Genomic DNA, 15,141 nt, shown 5'->3' on the forward strand with positions numbered 1-15,141 from the left:
CTCAGAACTTTTAGATTCTGTATTGGATTTCCAATTTTCGCTATTAACGTTTCAATCGCATCATAAGTTGTCTCACTTTGTTATTTGATAACACTTATTATCATAACTTCAAAGTTGCTATCTATCGATTTTGCATAATTAAGAGATAGACGACATAGAGATAGAGATGTGGGAGGAATCAGAAGAACTGGAAGCGTGCAAAGCACGTCATATAAGTTATAGTCACGTCAGTTGTAACATGCGTAACACTTGGCGGCGGGGCTATGAAGGAGGACCGATGAAATGGGCAATATTCCAGCTAAGGACACCCATGGCAAACGATCATCCAGCATGACTTTCGCAATGCGATGGCAGCATGGAAACTTGCGTTTGATTATGTTAAGTATAATAATCTCACTCGCTATGACTTTCATGTTTTTGGTGTTGTTATACGGGGCGACGGAAAAAAACGTCTCCGTAGTAGTGAATGGACAAGAAACCATTGTAAAAACAAAACAATGGGTCCTGCAACGCCTACTGGATGAACAAGCTATTACTGTAGGACCACATGATAAAATTTCAGCATCACTCAATGCACCGATTAAAGATGGTGATGTCGTTGAAATTGATCATGCTATGCCAATTACGGTTATAGCCGACGGAAATACGTCAAAAGTATACACGACGGAGAAAACGGTGCAGGCAGCGATCGAAGATCTCGATATATCGATTGGCAGTCAAGATGAAATAGATCCTCCCCTTGCTTCGAGTATCGGGGAGAACGCAACCATCATGGTTGTTCGTGTAGAAACAAAAATCACGTCTAACGAAAAGACGGTACCATTCTCTATCGTGAAGAAGGAAGACACTAATTTGAATAAGGGCACAGAAAAGGTAGTGCAATCTGGCCAAGCAGGTGTTGTGGTTGAACAGTTAGAAGAAAGATATGAAGATGGTGTGTTCGTATCTCATTCGGTTCTAAGTGAAACTGTGAAGACAAATACGGTAGACCAGGTAGTCGCTGTGGGTGCAGCGAAACCTAAGTCAACAGTCACAACGTTATCAAACAGCAGTCCAGCTGTTGAAAAAGTAACGAAGGGTGACTACACTTTCAATGCGAAAAAAGTTTTAACGAATGTTACGCTGACTGCATATACGGCGGGCGCTGAATCGACAGGTAAAAGTGCAGGAGATGAAGGCTATGGCATTACTGCTTCTGGCACTACTGTGGAGGAAGGCCGTACGATTGCAGTGGATACATCTGTCGTTCCTATGGGATGGTGGGTATACATCGAAGGCGTAGGCTTAAGACGTGCAGAAGATAAAGGCGGAGCGATTAAAGGAAATAAGATTGACGTTTACTTTGAAAGTCTAAAAGTCGCTACGAAATTTGGTAAGAAGAAAGGTGTTAAGGTCTACGTAATCGGACCTAACAAACCTTCTGCTAGTTAATTTTATTTTCTGTATCGCATGGTTTAGTTGAATATGCGATCATAAGAGGGAGGCTCATAGCCTCCCTTTTTTGTTTTTATGTAGAAGTAATATCGGTTATACTAAAGAAATGAGTAAGCGACCGTGTACGTTATTAGTACACGAGTCTCTACAAGGTTTCTGAAAGAAACATCCTTCGGAAGCATAAGTTCGCTTTATATTCGTTGAACTAACTTAAAATAGAGGTTCAAAAAGTGGGCTTTCAGAACCGAGCAGGTGAAACGCTACTTGAGAATGGCGAAAGCGCAAGTGTACATGATTACGTACACGCGAACCGTACTTTCCAAGTTCGTTTCAGATGCGATGCGGAATACGCTACGTTAGAGCTACATCGTTATCAAAGTCCACTTTTTGAACTACCTCTAAAGGGGGGGGGATTAGTGTTGATTAAAGAAGTAATAGTCGTTGAAGGTAAGGATGATACAACGGCGATTAAGCGTGCAGTCGATGCAGATACGATCGAAACAAATGGCTCCGCGATCGGAAAAGATGTACTAGCACGTATTCGACTTGCCAATGAACGTAGAGGTATTATTATTTTTACAGATCCTGATCATGCGGGCGAAAGAATACGAAAAATTGTAGCTAACCATGCGCCGGGTTGTAAGCATGCGTTTTTACCGCAGGAAAAGGCTTGTTATAAAGGTGATATCGGCATTGAGAATGCCTCTCCAGAGGCGATTCGTCAGGCTCTATCGGAGTTGCGTACAGAGACGACCGCCATGATAGGGGAAGTGACGATGGAGGATTTGATGGCAGCAGGCTTGCTCGTCCATCCTCAGGCTGCTTCGCGGAGATTAGAATTAGGTAAATTGCTAGGGATTGGCTATGCCAATGGTAAGCAGTTCTATAAGCGCTGCACAAGCTTTAACATTACGAAGCAGGAGTTTCAAGCTGCGCTCGATCAATTAGGATATCAGTTGGAGGAATAGAATTCATGAACGAATTAGAGGTTTCAACCCCACAACGTACAAAAGAAATTATTGCAAAGCATAAGTTTTCATTCAAAAAAAGTTTAGGACAAAACTTTTTGATTGATGGTCATATCCTTGATCAAATTGTAAATGCTGCAGACTTGAGTAAAGATAAAGGTGCTTTAGAGATCGGTCCTGGTATTGGTGCGTTGACACAACCATTAGCGCAACAAGCGGGCAAAGTGACAGCTATTGAAATCGATAGACGATTAATTCCAATACTAGCAGAAGTTTTTGAAGATCAAGATCATGTCAATATCGTGCAGGGTGATGTCCTTGACATTAATTTACGTCAATTATTTACCGATCAATTTTCGGATTATAAGAAAGTAAGTGTTGTTGCAAACTTGCCATACTATGTAACGACGCCAATTTTGATGAAGCTGCTAGAAGAGAAGTTACCACTTGAAAACATTGTTGTCATGATTCAGAAAGAAGTAGCACAGCGTATGTCAGCAAAGCCAGGTGGTAAGGAGTACGGAAGCTTGAGTGTAGCGGTACAATATTATTGCACGACGGAAATTGTCTGTATCGTTCCTAACACGGCATTTATACCGCAGCCTAATGTAGACTCAGCGGTTATAAAGCTGACGGTAAGAGATGAACCTGCAGTTAAGGTTGAGGATGAAGCCTTTTTCTTCCGCGTTGTTCAGAGCGCATTTGTACAGCGTCGTAAAACATTAATTAATAATCTAATGATGGTTACTGGTAAAGAGAAGCGTCCTGAGTTAACAGCGTTGTTAGAATCTATTCATATCGATCCGATTCGTAGAGGGGAAACGCTTAGTCTTGAAGAATTCGCAACGCTAAGCATTGCGTTATTAGCTGTGGATTGGTTTAACTAGAAATTCTGCTCTGAATTACTCACCATTCGCCTTGGCTATCCATACGATAGACCAAGAGGTGATTTACCTATGAAGCAAGGTGATCTTGTTGTTCGTCAATCTTATGGCGGAGATGTGTTATTTCGCATAGAGATGGTTCAAAGTGAAAATGTAATATTAAAAGGATTAGATTTCAGACTTCTGGCGGATTCGCCCAAAGTTGATCTTAGGTCCATTCATGATCCTGCGACCACAGTAGTCGCACAGACGGTACGGCATAAAGTGAACGAAACATTACGTCATATGCATACTACAATTGAACGACCAGATCTTTATAGAGATATGATGTATAGCTACCGGGAAATTGAAGATGAGATGTATTTTGAATGGCCTGGTAAAGTACTTCATCTTGATGGAGATGCTAACTATTTGAAAAAAAGTATGCAGCTATACGAAGCGATGAAGGTTCCGGCAGAAGGATATTTTATTAATGAATCTAAGATGGCAGATGCTCTTGTACGACTGCTTCCGGAGATTCAACCAGACATTGTCGTAATTACTGGTCATGATGGCGTATTGAAGCATCGCGAGGGTATGGACCTTAATAGTTTAAGCAGTTATAAAAATTCGCAGCATTTTGTTAATGCAGTTAGAGTAGCAAGAAATTATGAGCGCAATCGGGATAGTCTAGTTGTCGTTGCTGGAGCATGTCAATCACATTATGAGGCATTGCTTAATACAGGAGCTAACTTTGCAAGTTCACCAGGCAGAATACTTATACATGCCCTTGATCCGGTTTATATCGCGATTAAAGCGAGCTATACTCCGATTAAGGAAATTGTTAATCTGAAAGATCTCGTTGCGGGTACAATTAGCGGGATAGACGGTGTCGGTGGAATAGAGACGATTGGTCGATATCGCGTTGGTTATCCAAAGCCAAAACAATTTGTATAGTTTCGGAGATGATGAGCATAATAACGAAGCTTAGATAATATTCGAAAAAATGGATAAAATAACCGTTGACAAGAACTTATTGCTACTGATATAATATTTTGTTTATTTGACAAACTCCAAATTGTTCGTTATAATGGACAAGGAAAGAGGTGGTGTCACAATGGCAAAAAATACGCTATTGGATATTAAACGCAGCTTAGAGGCTCATGTTGGTTCAAGAATCACTCTTAGAGCAAATGGAGGTCGTCGTAAGACGATTGAACGTACTGGCACGTTAGAAGAAACCTACCCTTCCGTATTCATCGTTAAGTTAGATGAACAACAGCATGCTTTCAAACGTGTATCCTATAGCTATGCGGATATCTTAACGGAATCGGTAGAAGTTACAGTTTGTAATGATGAGGGGCAAGTTCGTATTGCTCATCTTCAAGAATAACGGCTTAATAGCGATAGTGAATATGATCGGATAATCGACGCAGAGAAATCTGCGTCTTGTTTTTTTATTCAGCATGAATTTAAGGATTCAACACATACTAAGCTTACTTCATTCCGATGAAGGAGTTCATATTCGATGCCGAGTACGCTACGGAGTGTATGCATCGTAATCACAAGTGGACAATTTAACCATCTGCTAAATCAGGAGGTAAAGCTTATGGGTAGACGACGCAGCGTGATGTCCGAACAGTTAAAGATGGAAGTCGCTAAAGATCTTGGGATTTTGGATACAGTCGAGCAAGAAGGCTGGGGCGGTATTAAAGCCAAAGATGCTGGTAACATGGTGAAGCGTGCCATTCAATTAGCAGAGGAAGCAGTAGCAAAGCAAAATAAGTAACAACAAAAATTAGCTAAACATGCTGTCAATTAAAAGCATTGTTTAGCTTTTCTTTGTTTCCTTTGCTATAATGTACCTATGCTAAAATGGACGGGTGAAGAAAAATAATGAAGATATATGAAAAAGCGCCAGCCAAAATCAATCTAGTATTAGACGCGTTACATAAGCGTGAAGATGGATTTCATGAAGTTGAGATGATTATGACAATGGTTGATTTGGCTGATCGTCTGGAAATGGAACCACTGGCTCGTGATCAAATTATCATAAGCTCTCAAGTTGGTTATATTCCGCTAGATTCAAAAAATCTAGCTTTTCAAGCCGCTCAGCTGATTAAAGAAAGATATCAGGTGAAGCAAGGCGTATATATACATTTGGACAAAAAAATTCCTGTAGCTGCTGGCTTGGCAGGAGGTAGCAGTGATGCGGCAGCGACACTTCGTGGCTTGAATCGTCTCTGGAATCTTAAAATTTCAGAACACGAGCTATGTGAATTGGGTGCGGAACTTGGTTCTGATGTGCCTTTCTGCGTTACAGGAGGAACAGCACTTGCTACTGGTCGAGGTGAACGACTACAACCGATCTCTATTCCGCCGCAATGCTGGGTAGTGCTAGCAAAGCCGCCAATCAATGTATCTACAGCTGATGTATATGGAAAATTTAAAGTAAATAAGGTGGAGCAACATCCATCTGTGCAAAATATGATCAATGCATTGGATAGCGGTTCATTTACAGGAATGTGTGATTCTCTTGGCAATGTGTTGGAATCGGTGACGCTTCAATTGTATCCTGAAGTAAAGCAATTGAAAGAAATTATGATTCGACTCGGAGCAGATGGGGTACTAATGTCTGGGAGCGGGCCAACTGTATTTGGTCTAGTATCCAAAGAAGCGAAGCTGTCAAGAATTTACAACGGACTACGTGGTTTCTGCAAGGAAGTTTACGTTGTTCGTATACTGACATAAGCCAAAAGCAAATCAAACTTGATTAAACCCGAATAAAAATGTAATATTGACATTATATTATTCGGATTTAGAGGAGAGATTGCATTGAAGAAATTGAAGCGTAGCTCCAGGCTTGTAGAAATGACACAATATCTGCTTGCTCGTCCTCACACTTTAATCTCGTTAACTGCATTTGCAGAGCGGTATCAATCTGCCAAGTCCTCCATTAGTGAAGATCTAGCTATTATTAAAGAGGTATTTGAAGAAGAAGGTATCGGTCAACTGCATACATTAGCAGGAGCTGCAGGTGGGGTTAAGTTTAAGCCGATGATGCCAATTGCAACATCTTTAGCTATTATTAATGAAGTATGTCAGACATTGCAGCAGCCAGATCGTGTGCTTCCTGGTGGATACTTATATATGACCGATATGCTTGGTCAACCGAAGTTGTTGGCAGATATCGGTAAGATGTTTGCAACAGCATTTGCTGAATCACAAATTGATATTATTATGACTGTGGAGACGAAAGGGATTTCATTAGCGTATGCTACAGCTGCGTGTATGAATATTCCTGTTGTTATCGTCCGTAGAGACAATAAGGTAACAGAAGGATCTGCAGTAAGTATTAATTATGTATCCGGTTCAACGAAACGCATTCAGACGATGTCGCTAGCACGTCGTGCATTGAAAGAACGCTCGCGTGTTCTTATTATCGATGATTTTATGAAAGCAGGCGGCACGATTCAAGGTATGATGGACTTGCTTCATGAGTTCAATGCTACGGTCGCTGGTGTCGGTGTACTCGTAGAATCTGGCGAAGTTGAGAATGAGGAACGACTATTAACGGATTATGTATCGCTTGCTAATCTTATTGCGGTAGATATGAAGACAAAGCAGATGGAAGTTGTCCCAGGAAACTATTTTGCTATGCCAACGATTTGATACAATGACATAACTGAAAGACCGTCTAGGGCGGTCTTTCTTCATAAATATTGCACCAAGCATAGAGACGATTCCCAAAATGAAATTGTCAAAAATAAAACGTTTTCATCGATTCGTGTCGAATATAGACGAATATTATGTAAATTAAAAAAAATATTAAAAAAAAGTATCAAATTACCAAATAATAAGAAGGAATTGGCTTTGAAATGTGGAATTATACACCAAGTCTCCAATAGACAAAGGTGGTGAACACAAATGCAAATTACTGATGTAAGACTCCGCCGCGTGAACTCTGAAGGACGTATGAAGGCTATCGCATCTATCACGATTGATAACGAATTCGTTGTTCATGATATTCGTGTAATCGATGGAAACAACGGTATGTTCGTTGCTATGCCAAGTAAGCGTACTCCAGACGGAGAATTCCGCGATATCGCTCATCCAATCTCCTCAACTACAAGAGAGAAGATCCAATCTGCTGTACTAGCAGAGTATGAGCTTGCAGCTGATGAAGTTGTAATCGAAGAAGTATCGTAATCCAAGAAGCTATTATTAGTATGTTAACAAGGGGGAAGAGAGCTTAGGCTCTCTTTTCTTTTTTTGTATAATAAGATATATTCAGTTGAGGGTTTTATTGATGAAGGAGGTAGAATGACATGAAAATTATGTCTATTGTATTAGCGGCAGGACAAGGCAAGCGTATGAAATCAAAACAATATAAAGTATTACATCCCGTATGCGGTAAGCCGATGGTGGGTCATGTATTAGATACAGTTATTCAAGCAAATAGCGAAAAAATAGTTGTTGTAGTAGGTCATGGTGCTGAGCAGGTTCAGACATTCATTGGCGACCAAGCACAATTTGTGAAACAGGAGCAGCAATTAGGTACGGGGCACGCCGTACAGCAAGCTGAAGGCTTACTAGGCGCTGAAGAAGGCACAACGATCGTAATCTGCGGAGATACTCCACTTGTTCAAGCAAGCACGATTAAGCAAATGTTGAAGCTGCATGAAGAAAGCGGAGCAGTAGCGACAATACTAACGGCATTATTTGATAATCCGATAGGCTATGGTCGTATTATTCGTAATGAAGCAGGCATCGTTGAACGGATTGTAGAGCAGAAGGATTGTTCGGATGCTGAAGCGGCAGTTCAAGAAATTAATACAGGAACATATTGCTTCGACAATAAGAAATTATTCGAGGCTCTAAGTCGTGTAACGAATAATAACGCGCAAGGTGAATACTACTTGACGGATGTTATTGGATTGTTTAGACAAGCTGATGAAGTTGTGCAGGGCTATTGCACACCAGATATTGCAGAAGCTATTGGGGTTAATGATCGTGTAGCACTAGCAGAAGCAGAACAGCAGATGCGCACACGGATTAATCGTCAGCATCTTGTTAATGGTGTAACCATTATCGATCCAGCATCGACTTATATTGAGTCGGATGTAGTCATTGGTGCGGATACGATTATATATCCTGGAACGCTGTTGAAAGGTAAGACTACGATTGGGGAAGATTGTATTATTGGACCACAATCGGATATATCTCATGGTACGATCCATAACGGAGTATCAATCAAACATTCTGTACTTGATCATGCAGAGGTAGGGGATGAAAGCAGCATTGGACCATTTGCCTACTTGCGTCCTGGTACGAAGGTTGGCAAGCGGTGCAAAGTTGGCGATTTTGTCGAGCTCAAAAATGCGATCCTTGATGATGGCAGTAAAGTATCACATCTAAGCTATGTTGGTGATGCTGAAGTAGGGAAAGAAGTTAATATTGGTTGTGGTGCAATTACCGTTAACTATGATGGGATTAACAAAGCGAAAACGGTTATTGGCGATCATGCTTTTATTGGCAGTAATGTTAATCTAATCGCTCCAGTTAATGTTGGTCAAGGTGCTTATGTCGTTGCAGGATCAACGATTACTAGAGATGTACCGGCTGGCGACTTAGCTATTGCCCGTCAACGACAAGAAAATAAACCTGAATACGCAGATAAAATTCGTGCTCGTGCGAAAGCGAAGAAGGATAACGATAAGGATTAAGAGTCTATGCTTCCGATGTATTTTTCTGCACGGAGAAGGTAGACTCTGAAGCTTAGAAAAATTGAAGGTCTATGCTTCCGATGTATTTTTCTGTACGAAGAAGGTAGGTTTTAAGGCTCTGAAAAATTGAAGGAGACGAAGTATAATGAAATGGATTGTAGGTCTGGGAAATCCAGGCGCTAGCTACGCAAAAACACGTCATAATGTCGGCTTTATGGTTATTGATGAACTATCGCGCCGCTTTGGTATCACTATGAATGGGAGCAAGTATAAAGCACTAGTTGGCGAAGGTAATATTGCTGGCACAAAGGTAGCTTTAATTAAACCAATCACCTATATGAACTTATCTGGCGAGGCAGTTCGAGCTTATATAGACTTCTATAAGCTTAACGTTGAAGATGGAATTATCGTCTATGATGATCTTGATACGGAGGTAGGTAAGCTTAGACTACGCTATCAGGGCAGTGCAGGCGGTCATAACGGCATTAAGTCACTTATTGCGCATTTGAATACACAAAAGTTCAATCGCGTGCGTATGGGTATTTCTCGCCCTGAACCAGGTATCGTTATTGCGGATTATGTGTTAAGTAAATTTGCTAAGGCAGAGCAAGGTCGTCTAGAAGAGATGATCAGCAATGCCTGTGATGCGATCGAATATAGTCTGAAACATCCATTCGAAGATACGATGGGCAAATATAATGGGTAATAGAATGTAAAAATTAGGGCATACTGAAGGGTATAAATAACCTTCGGGAGGCATAACATGGCTGTAACCTATATTTGCAAATATTGCAGATCCAATATTGGTAAGATCGAAGAGACGGTTATATCTGAGCAGCGTCTAGGCTTCAATTCCTTGACCGACGATGAACGTAAAGATATAATAACGTATAATTTAAATGGCGACATTGTAGTGCAGCTCGTTTGCGATTACTGCAATGAAGCATTAAGCAGTAACCCGGAATTGATGCTAATTAATAATCCTTTGCAGTAGTCAAAGTCAAAGAGTCGTCTTCACCGCCGGGTAACCTGCGCAGCAACAAATCGTGATTACAGGTGAATCATTTGAACTTCCTCACGTGCGTAACAGCCGTCCACAAGCTAGCGTCACCCAGTGGATGGCTTGTTTGCGCACAATATGTGAGTTGTTATAGTGCAAGATAGAGTTACATAGCTTGTAACTTAGAAAGAAGGTGTCACACAAATTGAAAGCGCTAATAGAGTTATTGGCTGAAGACTCTGAGTTAAAATCAGTAGTACAAGGCTTTGAAAAAGGAATGAAAGAACAGATGGTGTCAGGGCTCGCGGGCTCTTCTAGGCAAGTGTTTCTCGCAGCATTAGAAGATCACTTGCAGCATCCTTTACTAGTTGTTACGCATAATATGTTTTCCGCTCAGAAAATAGCAGAAGACTTGCAAGATTGTTTGTCTAGTGACAAGGTGCTACTATACCCTGCCAATGAATTAATGGCTGCTGAGGCAGCGATATCTAGCCCCGAAACATTAGCCCAAAGAATGGATGTACTACTATCCTTGGCTAAAGGCTTTCGTGGTATTGTTGTCGTGCCATTTTCGGGAATTAGAAGATATCTTCCGACGAAGGAAGCTTTTCTACATGCCGAATTAGAAATTTCCGTAAATCAGCAAATAGATCCTGATCATTTTCTCCATAAGCTCAATGAGCTTGGTTATACGAGAGCTGATCGTGTGGAATCTAAAGGTGAGTTAAGTGTGCGCGGTGGAATTATAGACTTCTATCCACTTACTTCAAAGCTTGCCGTACGTGTAGAGTGGTTCGGAGATGAAATTGACTCGATACGTACCTTTGATCCAGTAGATCAAAGGACCGTTGAACGTATGGACAGTTTCGTGATTCCGCCAGCACAAGAAATATTAGCAACGAAAGAAAGAATGGAAACGGCAGCAAGGCATGCAACGAATCTATTAGAAGCTCAGCTAGATAAGATGACTGATCGTGCTACGCAGGACAAGTTGCGTGATCAGATTGGAGCCGAAATTGGCAAGCTTCGAGAAGGAATCTACTTCTCTGAAATTTATAAGTACATTTCATTACTATATCCGGAGCAGCAAAGCATACTAGACTTTGTGCCAGCCGATACATTGCTGGTGCTCGATGAACCAAGTCGATTAATAGAAACAGCGAAGCAGCTTGAACGCGATGAGTCGGAATGGAACTTACATTTATTGCAAAATGGTAAGTCGTTGCCGAGCTTTGTGCTTGCTAGAGAAAGCACACAAATTCTACAGTATCGTCCGTTTCCAACATTATTTCTTCAGCTATTTTTAAGACAAATTCCCCATACGCAACCGCAAAATATCGTCAATATTACGACGCGTACGATGCAAAGCTTCCACGGTCAGATGAATGTGCTGAAGGCGGAGATGGAACGTTGGCGGAAAAACAACGCAACGATCATTATGCTAGCGGGCAACAAAGAGCGCTTAGATCGGATACAACGTGTATTATTGGATTATGATATTGTGCCACCACAATTGCTAGAAGGTAACTTACAGCAAGGTTTTGAGTTGCCATCATCTAACTTAATTGTCATTACTGAAGGAGAAATGTTCACGCAGAAGCAACGTAAAGCTAGACGTGTAGATAAGAAGATGGACAATGCTGAGCGTATTAAGAGCTATACAGAATTAAAAGTTGGCGATTATGTTGTTCATCAAAATCATGGCGTCGGTAAATACGTAGGGATTGGCACACTGGAAATTGGTGGGATTCACCGCGACTATTTACATATCGTATATGCAGCTGGTGATAAGCTTTCTGTACCTGTAGACCAAGTTGATCTGATTCAGAAATATGTAGGTAATGAAGATAAAGAGCCTAAAGTGAATAAGCTTGGCGGCTCGGAATGGACGAAGGCGAAAAGTAAGGCAAGATCATCGGTGCAAGATATTGCGGATGATCTTATTAAGCTATACGCGGAAAGACAAGCGACTCCTGGCTTTGCATTTAGTGAAGATACAACATATCAAAATGAATTTGAAGCGATGTTTCCGTACGAGGAAACAAAGGATCAACTACGAGCGATTCAAGAAATTAAGCGAGATATGGAAAAAGCGCAACCGATGGACCGACTATTATGCGGTGATGTTGGCTATGGTAAGACGGAGGTTGCGGTTCGTGCCGCCTTCAAATCAGCGATGGAGGGCAAGCAGGTTGCCGTACTCGTACCTACGACAATATTGGCACAGCAGCATTATGAAACGTTCCGTGAGCGATTCAGTGGCTATCCTATTAATGTCCAGGTTATGAGTCGTTTCCGCTCCCGCAAAGAGCAAAATGAAACGATTAAAGGGTTGAAGAATGGTACGGTTGATGTTGTTATTGGTACACATCGTCTCCTGTCCCAAGATATTATATTCTCTGCATTAGGAATCGTTATTGTCGATGAAGAACAACGCTTCGGAGTAACACACAAAGAAAAGTTGAAAAAACTAAAAACAAGTGTTGATGTGCTTACATTAACAGCGACACCTATTCCACGAACACTTCATATGTCTATGCTAGGGGTACGTGACTTGTCTGTAATTGAAACACCACCTGAAAATCGTTTCCCTGTACAGACCTATGTATTGGAGCATTCGCATGCGCTAGTTCGTGAATCGATTGAGCGTGAATTAGCACGTGGCGGGCAAGTGTATTACTTATATAATCGTGTGCAAGGTATCCAACAAATTGCTGAGGAAATAAGTGAGCTTGTACCAGGTGCTCGTGTTAGCGTTGGGCATGGACGAATGAGTGAGCAGGAGCTTGAATCGACGATTCTAGATTTTCTTGAAGGTGAATCAGATGTATTGGTAAGTACAAGTATTATTGAGACGGGTGTAGATATTCCGAACGTTAATACATTGATCGTGCATGATGCTGATAAAATGGGATTGTCTCAACTCTATCAACTACGTGGACGTGTTGGTCGTTCTAATCGAATTGCTTATGCATATTTCACATATCAACGAGATAAAGTATTAACCGAAGTGGCTGAAAAACGTTTGCAATCGATTAAAGAATTTACAGAGCTTGGTTCAGGGTTCAAAATTGCAATGCGTGATTTGTCGATTCGGGGAGCGGGTAACTTACTTGGAGCCGAGCAGCATGGTTTTGTTGCTTCCGTTGGTTTTGAGATGTTCTCGCAAATGCTTGCTGAAGAGATCAAGATTAGAAAACAACAGATGGATGGCGTGGAAGTTGAAGAGAAGAAAGCTGTTCAGACCGTTATCGATCTTAGTGTAGATGCGTATTTACCGAATGAATATATTTACGACAGCATACAAAAAATTGAGATTTACAAAAAAACTGCCGTCATATCGACCATTGAAGAATCAGATATATTAATCGAAGAGATCATCGATCGTTTCGGTGACTTACCGCAATCGGTTGTTAATCTAATGACGGTTGCTCGCTTGAAGGTGCTTGGTTCTTTACTTGGTATTACGCAGATTACGAATAAAAATGATGATTTCCGCTTATTATTCGATACGATGCCTAAGAAAAAGGCGGTCCGAAAAGATATTGATAAATTATGTTTGAAGATGGAAAATCGCTTTAAGCAATCAAGAGAAGATGAAGGCTCATATAGTATTGAATTGCGTGGCAAAGGTTTGTCGATGGAACAAAAGTTACATTTAACCGAGCGATTCCTATTTGAATATCAATCTTTAACTCAGCAAGTGGAAGAGAGTCTTCATAAGGCAACAACGTAATGAGAAATTGGCTTTTGCTTTATAGAATCTGCTACAATGGATAGCAGATTCCAACATTCGAAAGGGGTTTACACATGTTATTAAATTTTACAGCTAAGAGCTTTAGTAATGCGCTAAAGTTAATCGTAATATCTGCAGTGTTCGTAGCATTATTGGCTGCCTGCGGTAAAGATGAAGTTAATCCTTCCTTAACGTTCAAGGGTGTCGAAGGTGGAGAAGTTATTGCAACGTATAAAGAGGGTACGGTAACCGATCTAGAGTTTAATAAGTTCAAATCAGGCATTGCTTTATTACAAGGAATGGACGAAGCGCTTCTTGATCAAAGTGAATATCGTGAAGCGTTTTTAGAACAATATATTACGTACAAAATTTTGGCTCACCGTACTACGGAAGAGCAACAAGCGAAGTCCAAAGAAGAAGCATTAGCGAGTTTCGAGCAAACAAAAGAAGGACTAGCTGTATATGGTGACTTCAAAGATATGCTGAAAGAAAAGAATTTAACAGAAAATGATATGGCTTCGCTTATTATGATTGCTGCTACTGCTAATGAGTATATTCAAAGCCAAATTACTGACGATATGATTAAGGAAGAATATGAAGCAAATAAAGATATTTATACGCTTTATAACGGTCGTCAAATTATTGTGAACAATAGTGTGGTAGACGCAACAACGCAACAAGTAACAGAAACTCGTACCGATGAAGAAGTGTTAGCTCGTGCGAAAGAGGTACAAGCTAAGCTTGTGGCAGGTGGAGACTGGGAGGCATTAGCTGCTGAGTATTCTGATGATGCAAGGACAAAAGCTACTGGCGGAGTATTCACAAACTATATGGGTGGATATTGGACTGAAGAGATTAAGACAGCTGCATTCACGCTTCCGTTGAATGAAGTGAGCGAGCCGATTAAATCTTCGACTGGCTACAGTATTATTAAAGTAGAAGCACGCGATGTTTTAGAGTATGATGCGATTGCTGATACAACGATAGAAATGATTCGTAACGTATTATCTAATACGGTAACAACAAACTTTGTGAACAACGAGTTACCAGGCTATGAAATTAATATGACATTACCTCCGCTAGAAACAACAGAAGGCGATCAAGCGCCTACGACAGAAACACCTGAAAAATAATAAATAGCGAAATAAGACAGCGGTCGTTCGTTATTGTATAAAAAGCTCATCTACGTCCATATTAGACGTAGATGAGCTTTTTGTGTGCAGGAATGGAACCGGGATTTCGGTTATAGATCATAATACAGTGCGATAAGCAATTCCATTATTATTGAGAAATGATGTCATTGTTATGTATAAGATGCTAGTTATGGATGAATACTATGGTCAGATTCAATTTTTGGCTGCGCCTTATGTTATTGGAGTTCTTTATAGAAGTAATGAATGCAAACTATTTTGAT

Annotated in this window: 14 protein-coding genes; all 14 read left to right on the forward strand. The window is 40.7% G+C overall.

Annotated elements, in window-relative coordinates; translation table 11 throughout:
- The first annotated feature begins 282 nt into the window (after positions 1 to 282).
- The 14 genes from AC1TO5_RS19910 (at position 283) to AC1TO5_RS19975 (ending at position 14,860) form a co-directional block, all read left to right on the forward strand.
- Positions 283 to 1,431: a ubiquitin-like domain-containing protein gene (locus AC1TO5_RS19910; RefSeq protein ID WP_482064593.1), complete on the forward strand. Its 1,149-nt coding sequence runs from the start codon at positions 283 to 285 to the stop codon at positions 1,429 to 1,431.
- 422 nt (positions 1,432 to 1,853) lie between these two features.
- The gene (gene rnmV / locus AC1TO5_RS19915) at positions 1,854 to 2,402 is read left to right on the forward strand and encodes a ribonuclease M5 (RefSeq protein ID WP_482064639.1); all 549 of its coding nucleotides are present in this window, start codon (positions 1,854 to 1,856) and stop codon (positions 2,400 to 2,402) included.
- Positions 2,403 to 2,407: 5 nt separating this feature from the next.
- Entirely contained in the window at positions 2,408 to 3,289 is an 882-nt protein-coding gene (gene rsmA, locus AC1TO5_RS19920) for a 16S rRNA (adenine(1518)-N(6)/adenine(1519)-N(6))-dimethyltransferase RsmA (protein ID WP_482064594.1), read from the forward strand.
- 69 nt (positions 3,290 to 3,358) lie between these two features.
- Positions 3,359 to 4,222, forward strand: a complete 864-nt coding sequence (yabG, locus tag AC1TO5_RS19925; RefSeq protein WP_482064595.1) for a sporulation peptidase YabG — start codon at positions 3,359 to 3,361, stop codon at positions 4,220 to 4,222.
- 160 nt (positions 4,223 to 4,382) lie between these two features.
- The gene (veg, locus tag AC1TO5_RS19930; protein ID WP_482064596.1) at positions 4,383 to 4,658 is read left to right on the forward strand and encodes a biofilm formation stimulator Veg; all 276 of its coding nucleotides are present in this window, start codon (positions 4,383 to 4,385) and stop codon (positions 4,656 to 4,658) included.
- 216 nt (positions 4,659 to 4,874) lie between these two features.
- Positions 4,875 to 5,054, forward strand: coding sequence for a small, acid-soluble spore protein, alpha/beta type (locus AC1TO5_RS19935; protein WP_482064597.1), 180 nt, complete (start codon positions 4,875 to 4,877; stop codon positions 5,052 to 5,054).
- Between the two features lie 107 nt (positions 5,055 to 5,161).
- On the forward strand, positions 5,162 to 6,016 hold the full coding sequence (ispE, locus tag AC1TO5_RS19940) for a 4-(cytidine 5'-diphospho)-2-C-methyl-D-erythritol kinase (protein WP_482064598.1): 855 nt from the start codon (positions 5,162 to 5,164) through the stop codon (positions 6,014 to 6,016).
- 84 nt (positions 6,017 to 6,100) lie between these two features.
- Positions 6,101 to 6,937 carry a pur operon repressor gene (gene purR / locus AC1TO5_RS19945; RefSeq protein WP_482064599.1) on the forward strand — a complete coding sequence of 279 codons (837 nt, stop codon included), beginning with the start codon at positions 6,101 to 6,103 and terminating at the stop codon, positions 6,935 to 6,937.
- A gap of 255 nt (positions 6,938 to 7,192) precedes the next feature.
- A complete protein-coding gene (spoVG, locus tag AC1TO5_RS19950; RefSeq protein ID WP_482064600.1) occupies positions 7,193 to 7,474 on the forward strand; it encodes a septation regulator SpoVG in 282 nt (93 codons plus the stop codon).
- Positions 7,475 to 7,593: 119 nt separating this feature from the next.
- Positions 7,594 to 8,991, forward strand: a complete 1,398-nt coding sequence (glmU, locus tag AC1TO5_RS19955; RefSeq protein WP_482064601.1) for a bifunctional UDP-N-acetylglucosamine diphosphorylase/glucosamine-1-phosphate N-acetyltransferase GlmU — start codon at positions 7,594 to 7,596, stop codon at positions 8,989 to 8,991.
- A 145-nt stretch (positions 8,992 to 9,136) separates the two neighbouring features.
- Complete coding sequence (pth, locus tag AC1TO5_RS19960; RefSeq protein WP_482064602.1) at positions 9,137 to 9,697, forward strand: aminoacyl-tRNA hydrolase; 561 nt, start codon at positions 9,137 to 9,139, stop codon at positions 9,695 to 9,697.
- 57 nt (positions 9,698 to 9,754) lie between these two features.
- A complete protein-coding gene (gene fin / locus AC1TO5_RS19965; protein ID WP_482064603.1) occupies positions 9,755 to 9,985 on the forward strand; it encodes an anti-sigma-F factor Fin in 231 nt (76 codons plus the stop codon).
- Between the two features lie 211 nt (positions 9,986 to 10,196).
- Positions 10,197 to 13,727 (forward strand): transcription-repair coupling factor, encoded by a 3,531-nt coding sequence (gene mfd, locus AC1TO5_RS19970; protein WP_482064604.1) that lies wholly within the window; start codon positions 10,197 to 10,199, stop codon positions 13,725 to 13,727.
- Positions 13,728 to 13,801: 74 nt separating this feature from the next.
- Complete coding sequence (locus tag AC1TO5_RS19975; protein ID WP_482064605.1) at positions 13,802 to 14,860, forward strand: peptidylprolyl isomerase; 1,059 nt, start codon at positions 13,802 to 13,804, stop codon at positions 14,858 to 14,860.
- Positions 14,861 to 15,141 lie beyond the last annotated feature (281 nt).

The sequence above is a fragment of the Paenibacillus sp. Y930 genome, from assembly GCF_056786375.1.